Origin of the sequence: Paraburkholderia sp. J67, assembly GCF_905220265.1 — a bacterium.
Taxonomy (GTDB): domain Bacteria; phylum Pseudomonadota; class Gammaproteobacteria; order Burkholderiales; family Burkholderiaceae; genus Paraburkholderia.
In genome coordinates, this window is record NZ_CAJMZK010000006.1 from 45,605 (window position 1) to 60,601 (window position 14,997).

Below are 14,997 nucleotides of genomic sequence, written 5' to 3' on the forward strand. Positions count from 1 at the left end.
TTGCGGTGCGAAACGCCTCGTATCGACGGCCCGTAGACAGGAAGATGGGCGGAGCGCCGCTACGTGAGCGCGACAGGGGTCGGTCAGCCGAAGCTGCCTGTCGGAGTCAGACGGAAGAGCACGCGCGCCGTGGCATGCGGCACACAATTCGATTCGGCATCCGAATCGATATTAGCCGCCGGTTGACATGGCCTTCAGTAGCGCAGCCTTTTCGGCGATCGCCGCGCCCAGCAGCGCGAAGCCGCTCATGCGCTGCGTTGCGTCGTCCGCGCAGATCGCGCGCACTGCATGGGCGCTATCGTGGGTCCCCGCTTCGACGCTCCAGCGTCCCTGCTGCCCGTCGGGCGTCACGACCACAGCGGGCACGGCCGGCGTCTTGACGACGATAGGCATCACCGGAAACGCCACTCGCGTGAGCGTGCCGCTGAGCGTCTGCGCGAGCGCGCGCGCCGCGTGCATGATCGGCAGCACGTAGGGCTGCACGCGGCCTTCGATGGCCGCGCAATCGCCAAGCGCGTAGACATCCGGCGCGCTCGTGCGGCACCACGCGTCGGTGGCGATACCGCCTTCGATCTGCAAACCCGCCGCACTCGCGAGCGACGTGCGCGGCGCAAGGCCGATAGCCGATACGACGAGATCCGCGTCGAGCGTGCTGTCATCGCTCAAGGTCAGCCGATAGCCCTCATCGCGCCGCACGATCGACTGCACGCCGCGCCCAAGCCGCATGTCCACGCCAGCCGCGGCCAGCGCACTCGCGAACGCCTCACCCGCCTCAGGCGGCAGCAGTCGAGCGAGTGGCACGGGCGCGGGGTCGATCAGCGTCACCGCGTAATTCGCCGCCAGCAGATCGTTGGCGAATTCGCAGCCGATCAGCCCCGCGCCCAGCAGCGCCACCGAGCGGCACGCCGCCAGCCGCTCGCGAAAACGCGAGTAATCGCCGAGGTCGTTGATGGACAGCACATCGGCCGCGCCATCGCCATCCACCGGCACGCGCCGTGGGTCCGCGCCGGTTGCCAGCACCAACGCGCGATAACGCAAACGCTGTCCATCGACGACGATCGCATGCTCGTGCGCCACGATGCGTTCGACCTGCCGATGCGTCCAGACGCGCGCGTTCAACTGCTGCGCCATCGCCTGCGCGTCGAAGCGCGCCAGATCATGCGGTGCGGTGCGCGTCGCCAATGCGTTTGAGAGCGCGGGCTTTGAATAAAAGCGGCCATCGTCGCGGCTCACGATCAGCACGGACGTCTCGGCGTCGAGCTTGCGCAGTTCGCGCGCGACCGTATAGCCCGCGAGCCCGGTACCGACGATCACGATGGGGTCCTGTTGATCGTCCGATTGTGCGGTCTGTGTCATGCCACCACCTGCATTTCGAAGTCGTGTTTGCCCGTCGCGCAGTCCGGGCACATCCAGTCGTCCGGTACGTCTTCCCAGCGCGTGCCCGGCGCGATGCCGGCTTCGGGAATTCCTTGGGCCTCGTCGTAGCGGAAGCCGCAAATCACGCATTCCCAGATTTTCATGTTCGTACTCCTCTTTGCTTCAGCGCCTTCATTTCAACGCACGTACGACTTGCCAAGACCGATCTCGCCCAGTGCACGGCGATAGGCGCCGGAAGAACGGTCAGCGAGAATCGGTGCCTCCTGCGAACGGTCGATCGGCAGATCTTCGGGACATTGCAGTTCGACGATCGCGCGATCTTCCTCGAACACCTGGCGATTGAACTCGTACACGTCGTCGAGCGGCAGGTCCTGATCGAAGTTGCGCACAATCGGCACGAACAGGCGCGTGTGCCGCGCAGAGACCGGGCTCGCGGCATTGAGAATCGCCAGCCGCCCGTTCTCGGGAAAGTGCACCGTGAGGCGCGCGAAGAACGGCACATCGACTTCGAAGATGCGACGCCACAGATAGCCCTCGGGCGCGCGGTGCTGCATCGACTTCGGAAAATTGCTGACCGTGCTCACGTATTCCGCGCGCAGGCCGTTCGGGCGGCGCTCGACGGTATATTGCGGCACCACGGGATTGCCGCGATCGGCGAAGCTGTCGTGATGGATCCAGGCGAAATGCGCGACGTCGATGAAGCCTTCGGTCTGACGTCCCGCCGAGGCGTGAATGTCGATCGAAGGCGGCAGGATCTGCTGATAGCCTTCGCTGTCCCATGCGGGGAATTCGGGCAAGGGCACTTCGCCGCCGCCGAGCGACACCCAGACGAGGCCATACGCTTCCTGCGCGGCATAGGTGGTCAAACACAGGCGCTCGGGAATCGGTCCTTCGGGCTGCGAAGGAATGCGCACGCACTTGCCAGTCGCCTCGTAAGCCAGGCCGTGATACGGGCAGACCAGGTTGCCGTTCTCGACCCAGCCCTGGCTCAGCGGCGCGCCGCGGTGCGGGCAGACGTCGCGCGCGGCGACGATGCGGCCTTGCGTGCGATACACCACCAGCGCTTCGTCGAGCAGCGTGACGGAGACCGGCTTGTCCTTGATGTCCGTTGCGAACGCAACGGGATGCCAGTAGCGGCTGAGGATTTCCCAGTCGTGGGCGTCGAACGTGCAGTGGCGGGGAATGGCCGGCTGACGTGGCCGCGTGAGCGCGGCAAGCTGGGCTTGCGTCATGTTCTTGTCTCCTGGATCGTGGGTATCGTCGCGGCGCGGCTCGCGCTGATGCGAGTCTCGCTACGTGGAGACAACGATAGCCAGATGTGCGCGCCTAACCCATACCCGCGCGTCCATGTAGTCTATGCAGGCGCGAGCATGGCGTATCGGCCGTCCATGCGCTCAATGCATTCACTAACGTGGGTGCGTGCCGCCCAACTCACCGGCAAGAAAATCGACGAACGCACGAATACGCGTCGACAACTGATGCCGCTGGGCATAGACGGCGTAGATATCGGCGCCTGGCGTCTCGTAGTCGGGCAGCACGGCCACGAGCCGACCATCCGCCAGATACTCGTTGATGTCCCACTCCGCCCGCATCAGGATGCCGTGGCCGTCCAGCGCCCATTTCACGGCAATCTCGCCATCGTTGGTCGTCAGGTTGCCGTGGATACGGATCGACTCGGCCTTGCGCGTGGCGCCCCGCTCGTTCGTGAGACGCCACACGCCATAGGCTTCGTCGCCCTGGCGGATTCCGATGCAGTTGTGCTTCGCCAGATCGTGCGGCGTGAGCGGCGCACCACGCTTCGCCAGATAAGCGGGCGCCGCGCACAGCAGTCGCCGGTTCGACGCAAGCCGCCGCGCGATCACGCGCGTATCGGGCGGCTCGCCAAAACGCACGCACACGTCGAATGAATCATCGGTGAGCGGCGGCGGCGTGACCGAGAGTTGCAACTGCACTTCCACCTGCGGATACGCGAGCACGAAGCGCGAGATCGCCGGGCCGATATGACTGCGCCCGAAGCCCAGCGTCGCGTTCACGCGCAGCAGCCCTTTCGGGTGCGTTTTCGATCCGCCCAGCAGTTCGCCCAGTTCGTCGATTTCGTCGAGGATGCGGCGCGCGTGCTCCAGATACACCTCGCCTTCGGGCGTGAGCGTCATGCGCCGCGTCGTGCGGTTCACGAGCGGCACGCCCGCGCGCTGTTCCATCTGCGCGAGGCGCTTGCTCACGGCGGCCGGCGTGAGCCCCAGTTCGCGCGCCGCCGCACTCAGGCTGCCCGACGCCGCGAGCGTGGAGAAAAAGCCCAGATCGCCGGGCTGCACGGTCTCGCTCGCGGTACGGGTCATGGTTCAATTTGTGAATTCAGGTTAAAGATGCTTTGAGTATAGCGCCGGTTTCTGAACCGCCAGTTCGGTAAAGTGGTTTCACCACGACCACTTTGTCCCAGGACCGCACCATGAAGACCTATCGCATCGCAACCATTCCCGGCGACGGCATCGGCAAGGAAGTCGTTCCGGCCGGCCAGCAGGTGCTCGAAGCCCTCGCGCGCACGACGCAGCGTTTCGCCTTCGAGTTCGAGGATTTCGACTGGGGCGCCGACTACTACCGCGCCCACGGCGTGATGATGCCCGCCGACGGACTCGATGCCCTGCGCGACAAGGACGCCATCCTGTTCGGCTCGGCGGGCGACCCGGACGTGCCCGACCACATCACGCTCTGGGGTCTGCGCCTGAAAATCTGCCAGGGCTTCGACCAGTATGCGAACGTGCGTCCCACGCGCATCCTGCCCGGCATCGACGCTCCCCTGAAACGTTGCGGACCCAACGATCTCGACTGGGTGATCGTGCGTGAGAACTCCGAAGGCGAATATTCGGGCGTGGGCGGTCGCGTACACCAAGGCCATCCGATCGAGGCCGCCACCGACGTATCGATCATGACGCGTGCAGGCGTCGAACGCATCCTGCGTTTCGCGTTTCGACTCGCGCAATCGCGCCCCCGCAAGCAGCTCACGGTCATCACCAAGAGCAACGCGCAGCGCCATGCGATGGTCATGTGGGACGAGATCGCGCAGCAAATCGCGCTGGAATTCCCCGACGTCAAATGGGACAAGGAACTCGTCGATGCGGCCACGGCGCGCATGGTCAACCGCCCCGCCACGCTCGACACCATCGTCGCCACCAACCTGCACGCCGACATCCTGAGCGATCTCGCCGCCGCGCTCGCGGGCAGTCTCGGCATCGCGCCGACCGGCAATATCGACCCCGAGCGCCGCTATCCGTCGATGTTCGAGCCGATCCACGGTTCGGCGTTCGACATCATGGGCAAGGGCCTGGCGAACCCCGTCGGCACGTTCTGGTCGGTGGTGATGCTGCTCGAGCACCTGGGTGAAACCGAAGCCGCCGCGCGCGTGATGCAGGCCATCGAGACCGTCACCGCCGATCGTTCGCTGCACACGCGCGATCTTGGCGGCGAGGCGACCACGGCGCAGGTGACGGCCGCGGTCTGCGCGCTGCTCGAAAAGGTGGCCGTGGCGGCGTAAGACACACAGATTCTTGCAGGAGACAGAGGGGCCGCGCCTGCGCGCGCCCCTTGAACACCGCGTCGCGCCTAAACATTTCAAACCGGCGACGCACCCACTTCCATGGAGGAGACACATGGATACGGACAACACGAACCTCGAAGCGCGCGTCACGCGCAAGCTCATGTGGCGCATCATCCCGTTCGTCATGCTGCTCTACTTCGTGAGCTTTCTCGACCGCGTCAACGTCGGCTTCGCGGCGATGACGATGAACAAGGCGATCGGGCTTTCGCCCACCGCGTTCGGACTCGGCGGCGGCCTGTTTTTCATCGGGTATTTTCTCTTCGAGATTCCCTCGAATCTGATCCTGCATCGCGTGGGCGCGCGGCTGTGGATTGCCCGCGTGATGGTCACGTGGGGACTCGTTTCGGCGGCGTCCGCGTTCGTGAGTGGCCCCGCCAGCTTCTACACGTTGCGCTTCCTGCTTGGCGTGGCCGAAGCGGGCTTCTTCCCCGGCATCATTCTTTATCTGAGCCTGTGGTTTCCGGCCCGCCAGCGCGCGGTTGCGGCGGCATGGTTCATGGCCGCTGCGCCGATCTCGACCGCGCTCGGCTCGCCGCTCTCGGGCGCGCTCATGCAGTTGCCGCCAGTCTTCGGCCTCGCCGACTGGCAGTTGCTCTATCTGATCGAAGCGGTGCCGGCAGTCGTGCTGGGCTTCGTGGTGCTGCGCGCGCTCACCGATTCGCCCGCGAAAGCGCGTTGGCTGAGCGCCGACGAACGCGGCTGGCTGATCGCCAAGCTCCATGACGAGGCGCGTCAGCGCGAAACGCACACGGGTCACACGGCGGCCGCGTGGAGCGCGCTGCGCGACCCGCGTGTGCTCGCGCTCGCGTTGATTTACTTCGGCACCTCGGCGGGGCTTTATACGCTCGGGCTGTGGGCGCCGCTCATCATCCGCGAGTTCGGCTTTACCTCGCTTCAAACCGGCCTGCTCAACGCGATTCCCGCCATCGTGGCCGTGCTCGCCATGATCGTCTGGGCACGTCACTCGGACCGCACCGGCGAGCGCACCTGGCATGTGGTGCTGCCTTGCCTGCTGGCCTGCGCGGGTTTCGTGTTCGCGGGCCAGGCGGCTTCGGCATTGGCCATCGTGCTGGCGCTCGTGAGCGTGAACGTCGGCATCAGCGCGGCAAAGGCGCCGCTCTGGGCGATGCCGAGCACCTTTCTCTCGGGCGCAGGCGCCGCTGCGGGCATTGCGATGATCAACTCGATTGGCAATCTCGGCGGCTTCGTCGGGCCGGCCGCTATTGGCTGGCTGAAGTCGCAGACCGGCAGCTATGCCGCCGGGCTGCAACTGGTGGCCGCGACGCTGGCTGTCTCGGCGATTGTCGCGCTGCTGTTGAGCCGCAAGACGCGCCGGCCGGTGCTGCCGCAGGTCACGCACGATCATTGAAGCGGGCGGGCGTCGGCGGCGCGAGGGAGGCATACAGCGGACGTCTTCGGATTGCGCACGAAGGCGTCCAGCGTGCGCCACGCTACGACGGACGCCACCAGCAACAACGTTGCTGACACAACCAACGCCTGCACCATGCCGTGTATGAAAAGCGCCGTCTGCGCATGGCGCACCAGGAAGCCGAACAGCGCCACGCCCATGACGCCGCCCACCTGACGCGCGGCGTTCAACAACCCCGAAGCGATGCCCGACTGCTCGCGCCTCACCGCCGCGAGCATTGCGTTGGTGAGCGTCGGCACCGCCAGTGCGATGCCACCGCCGGCCAGCAACATCGGCGCGATCAGCAAGGCATACGACTGCGCGGCGAGCGCGGGCAACATCGACAGATAGCCTGCAATGGCGATCAACAGCCCCACCACCGTCAACGTACGCGCGCCGACGCGATTCACGAGTCGCCCCGCCGCAATGTTCATCACGACGAGCACCGCCATCATCGGCAGGAACGCGAGGCCGGCGCGTTCGGTCGTGAAACGCCAGACCGATTGAAACAACAGGCTGAACGTAAAGACGACGCCGTAAAACACGAGATTCGCGATCAAGCCGATGAAAGCCGTGCCGCCAACCGTGCGGTTCGCGAACAGCGCGAGCGGCAGCATCGCAGCGGGGTTGCGCGCTTCGAGCCGCACGAACGCCGCACCAAAAACGAAGCTCGACAGCAACGCGCCCCAGATCCAAGGGCTCTGCCATGACAGGCTGCTGGCCTCGGTCAGCGCGAACGCGAGCGTAGCCAGTGTGAGTGCGCCACTGATCTGCCCGAGCGGATCGAGGCTGCGCCCCGCGTGCCCGCGCGAGTCCGGCGCATGACGCGCCGTCATCCAGAGGCCGATCGCGCCCACCGGCACGTTGACGAGAAAGATGCTGCGCCAGCCGAACCCGGCAATGAGCAAGCCGCCGATCACCGGGCCGGCGGCCAGCGCGATACCGCCGCCTGCGGACCACCAGCCGACCGCACGACTACGCGCGCCAGCGTCGTGGAAGGCCTCGCGCAGCACCGAAAGCGAGTTGGGCACCAGCAACGCCGCGCCCACGCCCTGCACGAGCCGCCAGGCGATCAACGCGTCCAGCGACTGCGCCAACCCGCAACCCACCGATGCGAGCGTGAAAAGCGCATAACCCGCCATGAAAACGCGCTTCGCGCCGAAGCGGTCGCCCAACGCCCCGGCCAATAGCAGCGCGGAAGCGAACACCAGCGCATAGGCGTTGACGACCCATTGCAGCCCCGTGACGTCGGCTTGAAACGCGCCGCGCAGCGCATCGAGCGCAACGTTCACGACGCTCACGTCGATCGAGACCACGACGAAGCCCAGGCACGCTGCGACCTGCACGTGCCGGGGGCGAGAGTGTGACGATGCTGGCATCGAGCTATCTCCGAATCAGAAAACGCCAGCGTAGCCCGCCGCGTTCTGTGCGAATATTCCCCAAACGCGCACAGTAGATGGGAGAAAATGCACCGATGTTCGACTGGGAAAATCTTCGTTTCTTCGTGGCCGTCGCGCAGACGGGCAGCCTTTCGGCCGCCGCGCGGCAGCTCAAGGTCGATCACGCCACCGTGGGCCGCCGCCTGAGCGCGCTGGAGACCGAGCTTGCCGTGCGGCTCGTCGACCGTCTGCCGCGCGCCTGCCAGTTGACCGGGCCGGGCCGCCAGATTGTGGAACTGGCGCAACGCATGGAAGCCGAGGCCTTCGCAATCGAGCGGCTCGCCCGCGCCGATCAGACGCCGATGCGCGGCAAGGTCACGATCAGCGCGCCGCCGGTGCTCGCGAGCCACTTTTTCGCCACCACGCTGCGTGAGTTCGCGCAACGCCATCCCGGCATCCAGCTCTCGCTCGCGAGCGAGGCGCAGCGCGTATCGCTCGGGCGACGCGAAGCGGACATCGCCGTGCGGCTCGCGCGTCCCGACGAGCCGCGCAACGTCACGCGCAAGCTCGGCACCATGCCCTTCGCGCTCTATGCGAGCCGCGACTACGCGCAGGCGGCGCAGCCCGCCGAATGGGCCTTTATCGCCTACGAGGCGCGTCTCGCCGAGATGCCGCACGAGCAATGGCTGCGCGCGGTGGCGGGCGAGCGGCCCATCGTCTGCGAAGTGAGCGACATCACCACGCAGCAGGCCGCGGCGCGTACCGGCATCGGCGTTGCGGGCCTGCCGGTGTTCATGGGCGACGCCGATCCGGCGCTTCAGCGCCTGCCCTACGATGACGAGGCGTTCTCGCGCGATATCTGGCTCGTCGTGCACGACGATCTGCGCCACTCGCCGCCGATTCGCGCCGTGATCGACTTCTTCGCCGAGGTGGTGGGCAAGACGTTCAAGGCCTGAGCGGCCATCACTTATTACGAAGTGCGAAACATTGATGGCGATCCCTGTAAAAGCAGCCTCGCTTACGGTTTCCACGAGATTGTCGCCCACACGACAATGTGCCGCGCCCTGCAAAATCGCCCACAAAAAACGCCCGATAAAAAATTAGAGTGTCGCCCCCACGTTTCCCCCAGGGTGACGTTTCCGTACGACCGTACAAAAATAATCCCCGTCTGACAGACAATTCGGACGATCTTGCAAGCCCTACCTGGTCTGTGGAGAGGCAATCGGTGAACGAGCCACTGCTTGAATTAGCGACCCGAAACCGACATGCGGCGCCCTGCTGTTCCCCGGCGCCCGACTGGCCTCACTGGCAAGGCGTTCTTTCCCGTTTTACCGCAGCAATCCCCGTAACGACGTCCGCGTGACGCGTCGAAGCCGGCAGGCCGCAACACCCCGCCGGCAACCCGCACGGATGGCGCCCACGCGCCACGTCCGCGCGCCCTGACGCCCCGCGATCAGAAGTGCACGAATCCAACCAATTTCAAGCCACTCCAGTCGATCAGGATTCCAAAATGTCAAAACGCAATACGCTACGCAAGAAACTGCTTGCCACCGGGGTCGCAGCGACGGGGCTGATGGGCATGGCGAGTGCCGCGCACGCACAGAGCAGCGTGACGCTGTACGGCATTGTCGATGCTTCGATGCTCTACACCAGCCACACCATGAGCATGACGACGGGCCAGAACGAAGGCCATCAGTTCTCGTTCACCGACAGCGGCATGACGGGTTCCAGCTTCGGCATGCGCGGCGCGGAAGACCTGGGCGGCGGCCTGCGCGCGGTCTTCACCCTGGAAAGCGGCATCAGCGTGGCGAACGGCGCCTTCAATAACTCGAACGGCAACATGTTCGGCCGCCAGGCGTGGGTCGGCATCGACAGCTCCTATGGCTCGGTGAAGGCGGGTCTGCAATATTCGCCGTTCTTCCTCTCGCTCTACGACACCGACCCACGCGGCATGTCGTATTTCGGCAGCGGTCTCGTGAGCTACGTGAACAACGTCTACGTCACGGGCCTCTTCAACAGCAACTCGATCAGCTATACCTCGCCGGAAATCGCCGGCATCCAGGCAGCGGGCATGATCGCGCTCGGCGGCACGGCGGGCGACTTCCAGGCGGGTCATCAATATTCCGCGAGCCTGCGCTATCACCTGGGCGGCCTCACGCTCACGGGCGCGCTCTACAGCAGCAACTCGGGCGGCAGCGCCGCCAGCACGCCGATTCCGAGCACCGTCGAATTCGTGGGCCGCACGCTCGGCGCGACCTATCGCTTCGAGAACAGCCTGACGATTTCGGCGTCCTACGCGCTTTACAAGGTCGCGGGCTCGTTCGACAACAGCGTCTATTCGGGCGGCTTCAGCTACTTCATCACGCCCTACCTCGACGCGAACGCAGGCGTCTGGTACACGCGCGACGGCAACGACGGCGCGAACCACTCGATCATGACCTCGGCGGGCTTGCAGTTCTTCCTCTCGAAGCGCACGACGATCTATGGCCAGGTGGGCTACGTGAACAACCACGGCCGCATGGATACGGGTCTGTCGATCAACAACGCGCTCTACGAAGTGAACGGCTCGACGGTGGGCGCGAGCCTCGGCATCCGCCATATGTTCTGATCGCGGCGCGGCGCGCGACCCGCCTCGACCTTGAGGCTGGCGCGCGCCGCGCGTGCAGGAGGTTCAGACCTTCATGCCGGGCAGATTCAGCGAAGCGGTGTTGCCGCCATCCACGGGCAGCGCCTGGCCGGTGATGTAGCTGGCGTCGTCGCTGGCGAGAAAGGCGATGGCCGCTGCCACTTCCTGCGCACGGCCCGGCCGGCGCAATTCGCAGCGATAGCCCAGCCGATCCGTCTTGTTGAGTTCGCGCGCGCGTTCGAACACGGGCGCCGTCATGCCCGTTTCGATGAGGCCGGGACACACGGCGTTCACGCGGATTTGCGACGGCGCGAGATCGCACGCGCTCGTCATCGTCAGATTGATGACGGCGGCCTTGGACGCGCTGTAGGCATTGCCGCCCGCGCCCGAGCGCACCCCAGCCACGGAGGCCACATTGACGATCGCCCCCTGGCCGCGCGCGATCATCGCCTGCGCAGCCCATTTGGTGAAATGCACGACGCCCATCAGATTGACCGCGAGGATCTGCTGCCAGACCGCCGTGTCCGTTTCGGCAACGATCGAATAATCGCCGCCGGCGATGCCCGCGACATTGCAGAGCACGTCGATCTCGCCAAAGCGTGCGCGGACATCCGCGACGCAGCGGGCCACATCGTCCTCGCGCGACACGTCGACGGCGCCATGCCAGACGCGCGCGGCGTCGAAACCGGCAGCGACGTCGGCGAGCGCGCCGGCCTGCCGGTCCACGAGCGCCACGGTGGCGCCTTCGTCGTAGAGCCGCCGCGCGGTTGCACGGCCGATGCCGCTCGCCGCGCCCGTGACGATGGCGACCTTGTTGGTGAAACGCATCATCCCTGCCCTCCGTTCCTGTTCGTGATGAAAACCAGCATTTCCAATTAGCAGAATTAATGTCTGCATTGCAGAATTTATCGAGACGGATTGGCAGCGTCAAGACATCGAATCACATCGGTAAATCACCTGCTGCACTGCAAAATCCATGTTTTTTGGATAAAAATCCGCTACGTCTATTTGCGAACGATCGTTTGGTATTTTCCCCAGGCTGACTGCACTGCAGAATTCATTGCCAAATTGACCCTGGCCAGACTTTCGACGCAACGGCCAATTCCTCGCAGCAACGCATGATCGAAACGCCTGCCTCGCCGCCGTCACACCGGCACGCGGCAGCTCAATCTCCGGCCTCGCGCGACGACTCACGCACGAGGCCCGTATCAGGGAGGTCACGGTGGATCTGTTTTTGCAGCAGGTACTCAACGGCTTGACGCTCGGAGGCATCTACAGCCTCGTCGCGCTCGGCCTCACGCTGGTGTACGGGATCATGGCCGTGCCCAACTTCGCGCACGGCGCGTTCTACATGGTCGGCGCCTTCGCGGCGTTCTATCTCACCTCGCGTTTCGGCCTGGGCTACTGGAGCGCGATGGTGGTGGCCGCCGTGTGCGTGGCCGTGCTGGCCGTACTCGCCGAACGCCTCGTGTTTCACCCGCTGCGCAACGCGCCCGAACTCTCGCCGATGATCGCCGCCATCGGCCTCATGCTGTTTCTCGAAGCCGCCGCGCAAGCGCTCTGGGGCACCGACTTCCATCGCATGTCGCCGCCGTGGTCGGGCGTGATCGAGTGGAACGGCGTGATCGCGCCCATCCAGCGTCTGCTCATCATCGCGGGCGCATTCGGCCTTGTACTCGCGCTGCAACTGTTCCTGCATCACACCGTGGCGGGCTCGACCATTCTCGCGGTCGCGCAGAACCGCGAAGGCGCCGCGCTCATGGGCATCGATCCGCGCAAGGTCGGCATGGCCACATTCGCGCTCTCGGGCGTGCTGGCGGCCGTGGGGGCCGCGCTCTATGCGCCCATCAACCTCATCTATCCGGCGATGGGCCAGTTAGTCATCCTGAAGGCCTTCGTCATCATCATCCTGGGCGGCATGGGCAGCGTGCCCGGCGCCGTGGTGGGCGGCCTCATCATCGGCCTCGCCGAGAGCTTCGGCGCCTTCTACGTCTCGCCCGACTATCAGGATCTGATTGCCTTCGTCCTGCTCGTGGCGATTCTGTCGCTGCGTCCTCAAGGGCTCTTTTCGCGGGAGATGCGCGCATCATGACCCACACGCCAAACACTGCACGCGTGCGCCTGGGCTGGCTCGCGCTGTTCGCCGCCGGTCTCGTGCTGCCGTTCTTCGTGCGCAACGACTACTCGCTCACGGTGATGTCCACGGCCTATATCTTCGCGCTGGCGACGATCGGCCTGAACCTGCTCACCGGCTACACCGGGCAGTTCAATCTCGCGCACGGCGGCTTCATGGCGGTGGGCGCCTATACCGTGGGCATCCTGACCGTCGACTATCAGGTGCCGTTCTGGGCGGCTTTCGCGCTCGCGGGCGTCGTGAGCGTCGTGCTGGGTTTCTTCGTCGGCATCGTTTCGCTGCGCCTGAAGGGCAATTACTTCGCGATCTTCACGCTCTGCGTGGGCTACATCATCTTTCTCGTGATCGAGAAGTGGGACAGCGTCACGCACGGCGTGGTGGGCATCATCGGCATCGCCGCGCCGCCCGACATCGGCCCCATCTCGTTCGAAAGCCCGCGCGCGCTCTATTACCTCACCTTCGTGTTTCTCGCCGCGGGCATGGCGATCATGCATCGCATCGTACATTCGCTGCTGGGCCACACGTTCGTCGCGATCCGCAACAGCGAGCATCTGGCCCAGGCGCTCGGCATCGACCTCATGCGCAACAAGATGCTGGCGTTCCTGATCTCGACGTTCTATGCGGGCATTGCGGGCGGGCTCTATGCGGGCTTCGTGCGCTTTCTCGGCCCCGATCTCGCCAACATCAGCCACACCTTCGACATGACGATGTATGCGGTCGTGGGGGGCATCGGCACGCTGGTGGGCCCGCTGCTCGGCGCGATCGCCCTGCCCTGGCTCACGCAGTCGTTGCAGTTCATGCAGGACTATCGCTTCATCGTGTTCGGCCCCTTGCTGATCGTGCTGCTCATCTTCCTGCCGCGCGGTCTCGTAGGCCTCTATCAGAGCGCGCGCAGCCGTATCGCGCTGCGCGAAGTCGCCGCGCCCACTGCGCGCCGCGCCACGTCGAGCGGAGACGGCCATGCTTGAGATCACCACGCTTTCAAAACAGTTCGGAGGCCTGAAGGCGGTCACGAACGTCAGTACGCAGATCGAGGAAGGCCGCGTGAACGCCATCATCGGTCCCAATGGCGCAGGCAAGACCACGTTCTTCAACCTCATCAGCGGCATGTACCGGCCGAGCGCGGGCGCGATCCGCCTGCGCGGCCACGACGTGACGGGCCTGCGCGCGGACCAGATGGCGCGCCTGGGTGTCGCGCGCACGTTCCAGGCAACGGCGTTGTTCGAAGCGGCTTCGGTGCTGGAGAACCTGATCGTTGGCCACCGTCTGCGCACGCGCTCGAATCTTTGGGATGCGCTGCTGCGAACGAAGCGCTGCAAGAGCGAGGAACGCACCTGCCGCGACAAGGCGCGCGAAGCCCTCGATTTCGTGGGTCTCGCGCATCTGGAAGCGCGGCCTGCGGGGGGCATCACGCAGGAAGAGCGCAAGCGCGTGGCGATTGCGCTCGCACTCGCGACCGAGCCCACCCTGCTATTGCTCGACGAACCCGCGGGCGGCGTGAATCCCGAGGAGACCGACGGCCTCGCCGCGCTGATCCGCAAGATCGCGCAGCGCGGCATGACGGTGTGCCTCGTCGAACACAAGATGAGCATGATCATGAATCTCGCGGACAAGATCATGGTGCTGGATCACGGCGAAAAAATCGCCGAGGGCACGCCCGACGAAATCCGCAAGAACCAGGCCGTCATCGACGCCTATCTCGGGAGCGAACATGCTGACGTTCAATGACGTGAGCCTCGACTACGGCAGCTTTCGCGCGCTGCATGGCATTACGCTGCACGCCGACGAAGGCGAACTCGTGGTGTTGCTGGGCGCCAACGGCGCAGGCAAAAGTTCGATCTTTCGCGCGGCCAGCGCGCTCACGCGAGCGAGTACAGGACGCATCCGGCTGAAAGACGTCGATCTGATCGGCAAGGGTCCAGCCGATGTGGTGCGCGCGGGCGTGATCCACTGCCCCGAGGGGCGCAAGCTGTTTCCGGCGATGTCGGTGCTCAAGAACCTGATGCTGGGCGCTTATACGCACCGGCGCGACCGGGCGGGCAATCGCCAGCGCCTGGACGACGTGCTCACGCTGTTTCCCGATCTCGTGAGCCGCAAGGACGATCCCGCCGGGTCGCTGAGCGGCGGCCAGCAGCAGATGGTGGCCATTGGCCGCGCGCTCATGAGCCGCCCGCGCGTGCTGCTGCTCGACGAACCGTCGCTCGGTCTTGCGCCGCTCGTCGTCAAGCAGACCTTCGAGGTGATCCAGCGCATCAACCGCGCGGGCACCACCGTCCTGCTCGCGGAACAGAACGCACACGCGGCGCTGAAGATCGCGCATCGCGCCTATGTCGTGGAATCGGGCCGCATCGTGCTCGAAGGCACGTACGAAAGCCTGGCCAGTAACGACGCCGTGCGGCGCGCCTATGTGGGCGGCTGATGCCTGAAAAGGCCTGCATGTTTTTACGTTTGAATTCAGCGGTACTTCATCGTCACCCC

14 protein-coding genes are annotated in these 14,997 nt (G+C 65.3%); 8 read left to right on the plus strand and 6 right to left on the minus strand.

Annotated features, from left to right (window positions below; translation table 11 throughout):
* Window positions 1-171: 171 nt before the first annotated feature.
* The 4 genes from U5782_RS13710 to U5782_RS13725 all read right to left on the minus strand — a co-directional run bounded on the left by U5782_RS13710 (window position 172) and on the right by U5782_RS13725 (window position 3,716).
* The gene (locus U5782_RS13710) at window positions 172-1,356 is read right to left on the minus strand and encodes an NAD(P)/FAD-dependent oxidoreductase (RefSeq protein WP_322044370.1); all 1,185 of its coding nucleotides are present in this window, start codon (window positions 1,354-1,356) and stop codon (window positions 172-174) included.
* The gene (locus U5782_RS13715) at window positions 1,353-1,520 is read right to left on the minus strand and encodes a rubredoxin (RefSeq protein WP_322044371.1); all 168 of its coding nucleotides are present in this window, start codon (window positions 1,518-1,520) and stop codon (window positions 1,353-1,355) included. Before U5782_RS13715 ends, U5782_RS13710 begins: the two co-directional genes overlap by 4 nt.
* A 33-nt stretch (window positions 1,521-1,553) precedes the next feature.
* Window positions 1,554-2,609 carry an aromatic ring-hydroxylating dioxygenase subunit alpha gene (locus tag U5782_RS13720; protein WP_322044372.1) on the minus strand — a complete coding sequence of 352 codons (1,056 nt, stop codon included), beginning with the start codon at window positions 2,607-2,609 and terminating at the stop codon, window positions 1,554-1,556.
* 174 nt (window positions 2,610-2,783) lie between these two features.
* Window positions 2,784-3,716, minus strand: coding sequence for a LysR family transcriptional regulator (locus tag U5782_RS13725; RefSeq protein ID WP_322044373.1), 933 nt, complete (start codon window positions 3,714-3,716; stop codon window positions 2,784-2,786).
* 110 nt (window positions 3,717-3,826) lie between these two features.
* On the opposite strand from U5782_RS13725, the gene U5782_RS13730 reads away from it, so the two are divergent.
* Together U5782_RS13730 and U5782_RS13735 are read left to right on the plus strand one after the other, a co-directional pair.
* A complete protein-coding gene (locus tag U5782_RS13730) occupies window positions 3,827-4,909 on the plus strand; it encodes a tartrate dehydrogenase (RefSeq protein ID WP_322044374.1) in 1,083 nt (360 codons plus the stop codon).
* 115 nt (window positions 4,910-5,024) lie between these two features.
* Window positions 5,025-6,341, plus strand: a complete 1,317-nt coding sequence (locus tag U5782_RS13735) for an MFS transporter (RefSeq protein ID WP_322044375.1) — start codon at window positions 5,025-5,027, stop codon at window positions 6,339-6,341.
* Here U5782_RS13735 and U5782_RS13740 read toward each other — a convergent pair.
* A complete protein-coding gene (locus U5782_RS13740) occupies window positions 6,335-7,759 on the minus strand; it encodes an MFS transporter (RefSeq protein WP_322044376.1) in 1,425 nt (474 codons plus the stop codon). The two genes, U5782_RS13735 and U5782_RS13740, sit on opposite strands and share 7 nt — an antisense overlap.
* Window positions 7,760-7,854: 95 nt before the next feature.
* Here U5782_RS13740 and U5782_RS13745 point away from each other — a divergent pair, with 95 nt between their 5' ends.
* Window positions 7,855-8,715: a LysR family transcriptional regulator gene (locus tag U5782_RS13745; protein ID WP_322044377.1), complete on the plus strand. Its 861-nt coding sequence runs from the start codon at window positions 7,855-7,857 to the stop codon at window positions 8,713-8,715.
* A 554-nt stretch (window positions 8,716-9,269) separates the two neighbouring features.
* Window positions 9,270-10,367 carry a porin gene (locus U5782_RS13750; protein WP_322044378.1) on the plus strand — a complete coding sequence of 366 codons (1,098 nt, stop codon included), beginning with the start codon at window positions 9,270-9,272 and terminating at the stop codon, window positions 10,365-10,367.
* Window positions 10,368-10,430: 63 nt separating this feature from the next.
* On the opposite strand, the gene U5782_RS13755 is transcribed toward U5782_RS13750, so the two are convergent.
* Entirely contained in the window at window positions 10,431-11,216 is a 786-nt protein-coding gene (locus tag U5782_RS13755) for an SDR family oxidoreductase (protein ID WP_322044379.1), read from the minus strand.
* 391 nt (window positions 11,217-11,607) lie between these two features.
* Between U5782_RS13755 and U5782_RS13760 the strand changes: the two genes are divergently transcribed.
* Genes U5782_RS13760 through U5782_RS13775 form a run of 4 tightly spaced genes read left to right on the plus strand, consistent with a single transcriptional unit; the run spans window position 11,608 to window position 14,938 of the window.
* The gene (locus tag U5782_RS13760; RefSeq protein WP_322044380.1) at window positions 11,608-12,477 is read left to right on the plus strand and encodes a branched-chain amino acid ABC transporter permease; all 870 of its coding nucleotides are present in this window, start codon (window positions 11,608-11,610) and stop codon (window positions 12,475-12,477) included.
* On the plus strand, window positions 12,474-13,487 hold the full coding sequence (locus U5782_RS13765) for a branched-chain amino acid ABC transporter permease (protein ID WP_322044381.1): 1,014 nt from the start codon (window positions 12,474-12,476) through the stop codon (window positions 13,485-13,487). The genes U5782_RS13760 and U5782_RS13765 overlap by 4 nt, the downstream gene beginning before the upstream one ends.
* On the plus strand, window positions 13,480-14,247 hold the full coding sequence (locus U5782_RS13770) for an ABC transporter ATP-binding protein (protein WP_322044382.1): 768 nt from the start codon (window positions 13,480-13,482) through the stop codon (window positions 14,245-14,247). The genes U5782_RS13765 and U5782_RS13770 overlap by 8 nt, the downstream gene beginning before the upstream one ends.
* Complete coding sequence (locus U5782_RS13775; protein WP_322044383.1) at window positions 14,231-14,938, plus strand: ABC transporter ATP-binding protein; 708 nt, start codon at window positions 14,231-14,233, stop codon at window positions 14,936-14,938. The genes U5782_RS13770 and U5782_RS13775 overlap by 17 nt, the downstream gene beginning before the upstream one ends.
* Window positions 14,939-14,997: the final 59 nt, after the last annotated feature.

Bases quoted from the DNA above. Each gene is read 5' to 3' on its own strand.
- U5782_RS13735 (WP_322044375.1), top strand. From the start codon at position 5,025: ATGGATACGGACAACACGAACCTCGAAGCGCGCGTCACGCGCAAGCTC.
- U5782_RS13715 (WP_322044371.1), bottom strand. From the start codon at position 1,520: ATGAAAATCTGGGAATGCGTGATTTGCGGCTTCCGCTACGACGAGGCC.
- U5782_RS13770 (WP_322044382.1), top strand. From the start codon at position 13,480: ATGCTTGAGATCACCACGCTTTCAAAACAGTTCGGAGGCCTGAAGGCG.
- U5782_RS13775 (WP_322044383.1), top strand. From the start codon at position 14,231: ATGCTGACGTTCAATGACGTGAGCCTCGACTACGGCAGCTTTCGCGCG.
- U5782_RS13745 (WP_322044377.1), top strand. From the start codon at position 7,855: ATGTTCGACTGGGAAAATCTTCGTTTCTTCGTGGCCGTCGCGCAGACG.
- U5782_RS13730 (WP_322044374.1), top strand. From the start codon at position 3,827: ATGAAGACCTATCGCATCGCAACCATTCCCGGCGACGGCATCGGCAAG.
- U5782_RS13755 (WP_322044379.1), bottom strand. From the start codon at position 11,216: ATGATGCGTTTCACCAACAAGGTCGCCATCGTCACGGGCGCGGCGAGC.
- U5782_RS13725 (WP_322044373.1), bottom strand. From the start codon at position 3,716: ATGACCCGTACCGCGAGCGAGACCGTGCAGCCCGGCGATCTGGGCTTT.
- U5782_RS13710 (WP_322044370.1), bottom strand. From the start codon at position 1,356: ATGACACAGACCGCACAATCGGACGATCAACAGGACCCCATCGTGATC.
- U5782_RS13740 (WP_322044376.1), bottom strand. From the start codon at position 7,759: ATGCCAGCATCGTCACACTCTCGCCCCCGGCACGTGCAGGTCGCAGCG.
- U5782_RS13750 (WP_322044378.1), top strand. From the start codon at position 9,270: ATGTCAAAACGCAATACGCTACGCAAGAAACTGCTTGCCACCGGGGTC.
- U5782_RS13720 (WP_322044372.1), bottom strand. From the start codon at position 2,609: ATGACGCAAGCCCAGCTTGCCGCGCTCACGCGGCCACGTCAGCCGGCC.
- U5782_RS13765 (WP_322044381.1), top strand. From the start codon at position 12,474: ATGACCCACACGCCAAACACTGCACGCGTGCGCCTGGGCTGGCTCGCG.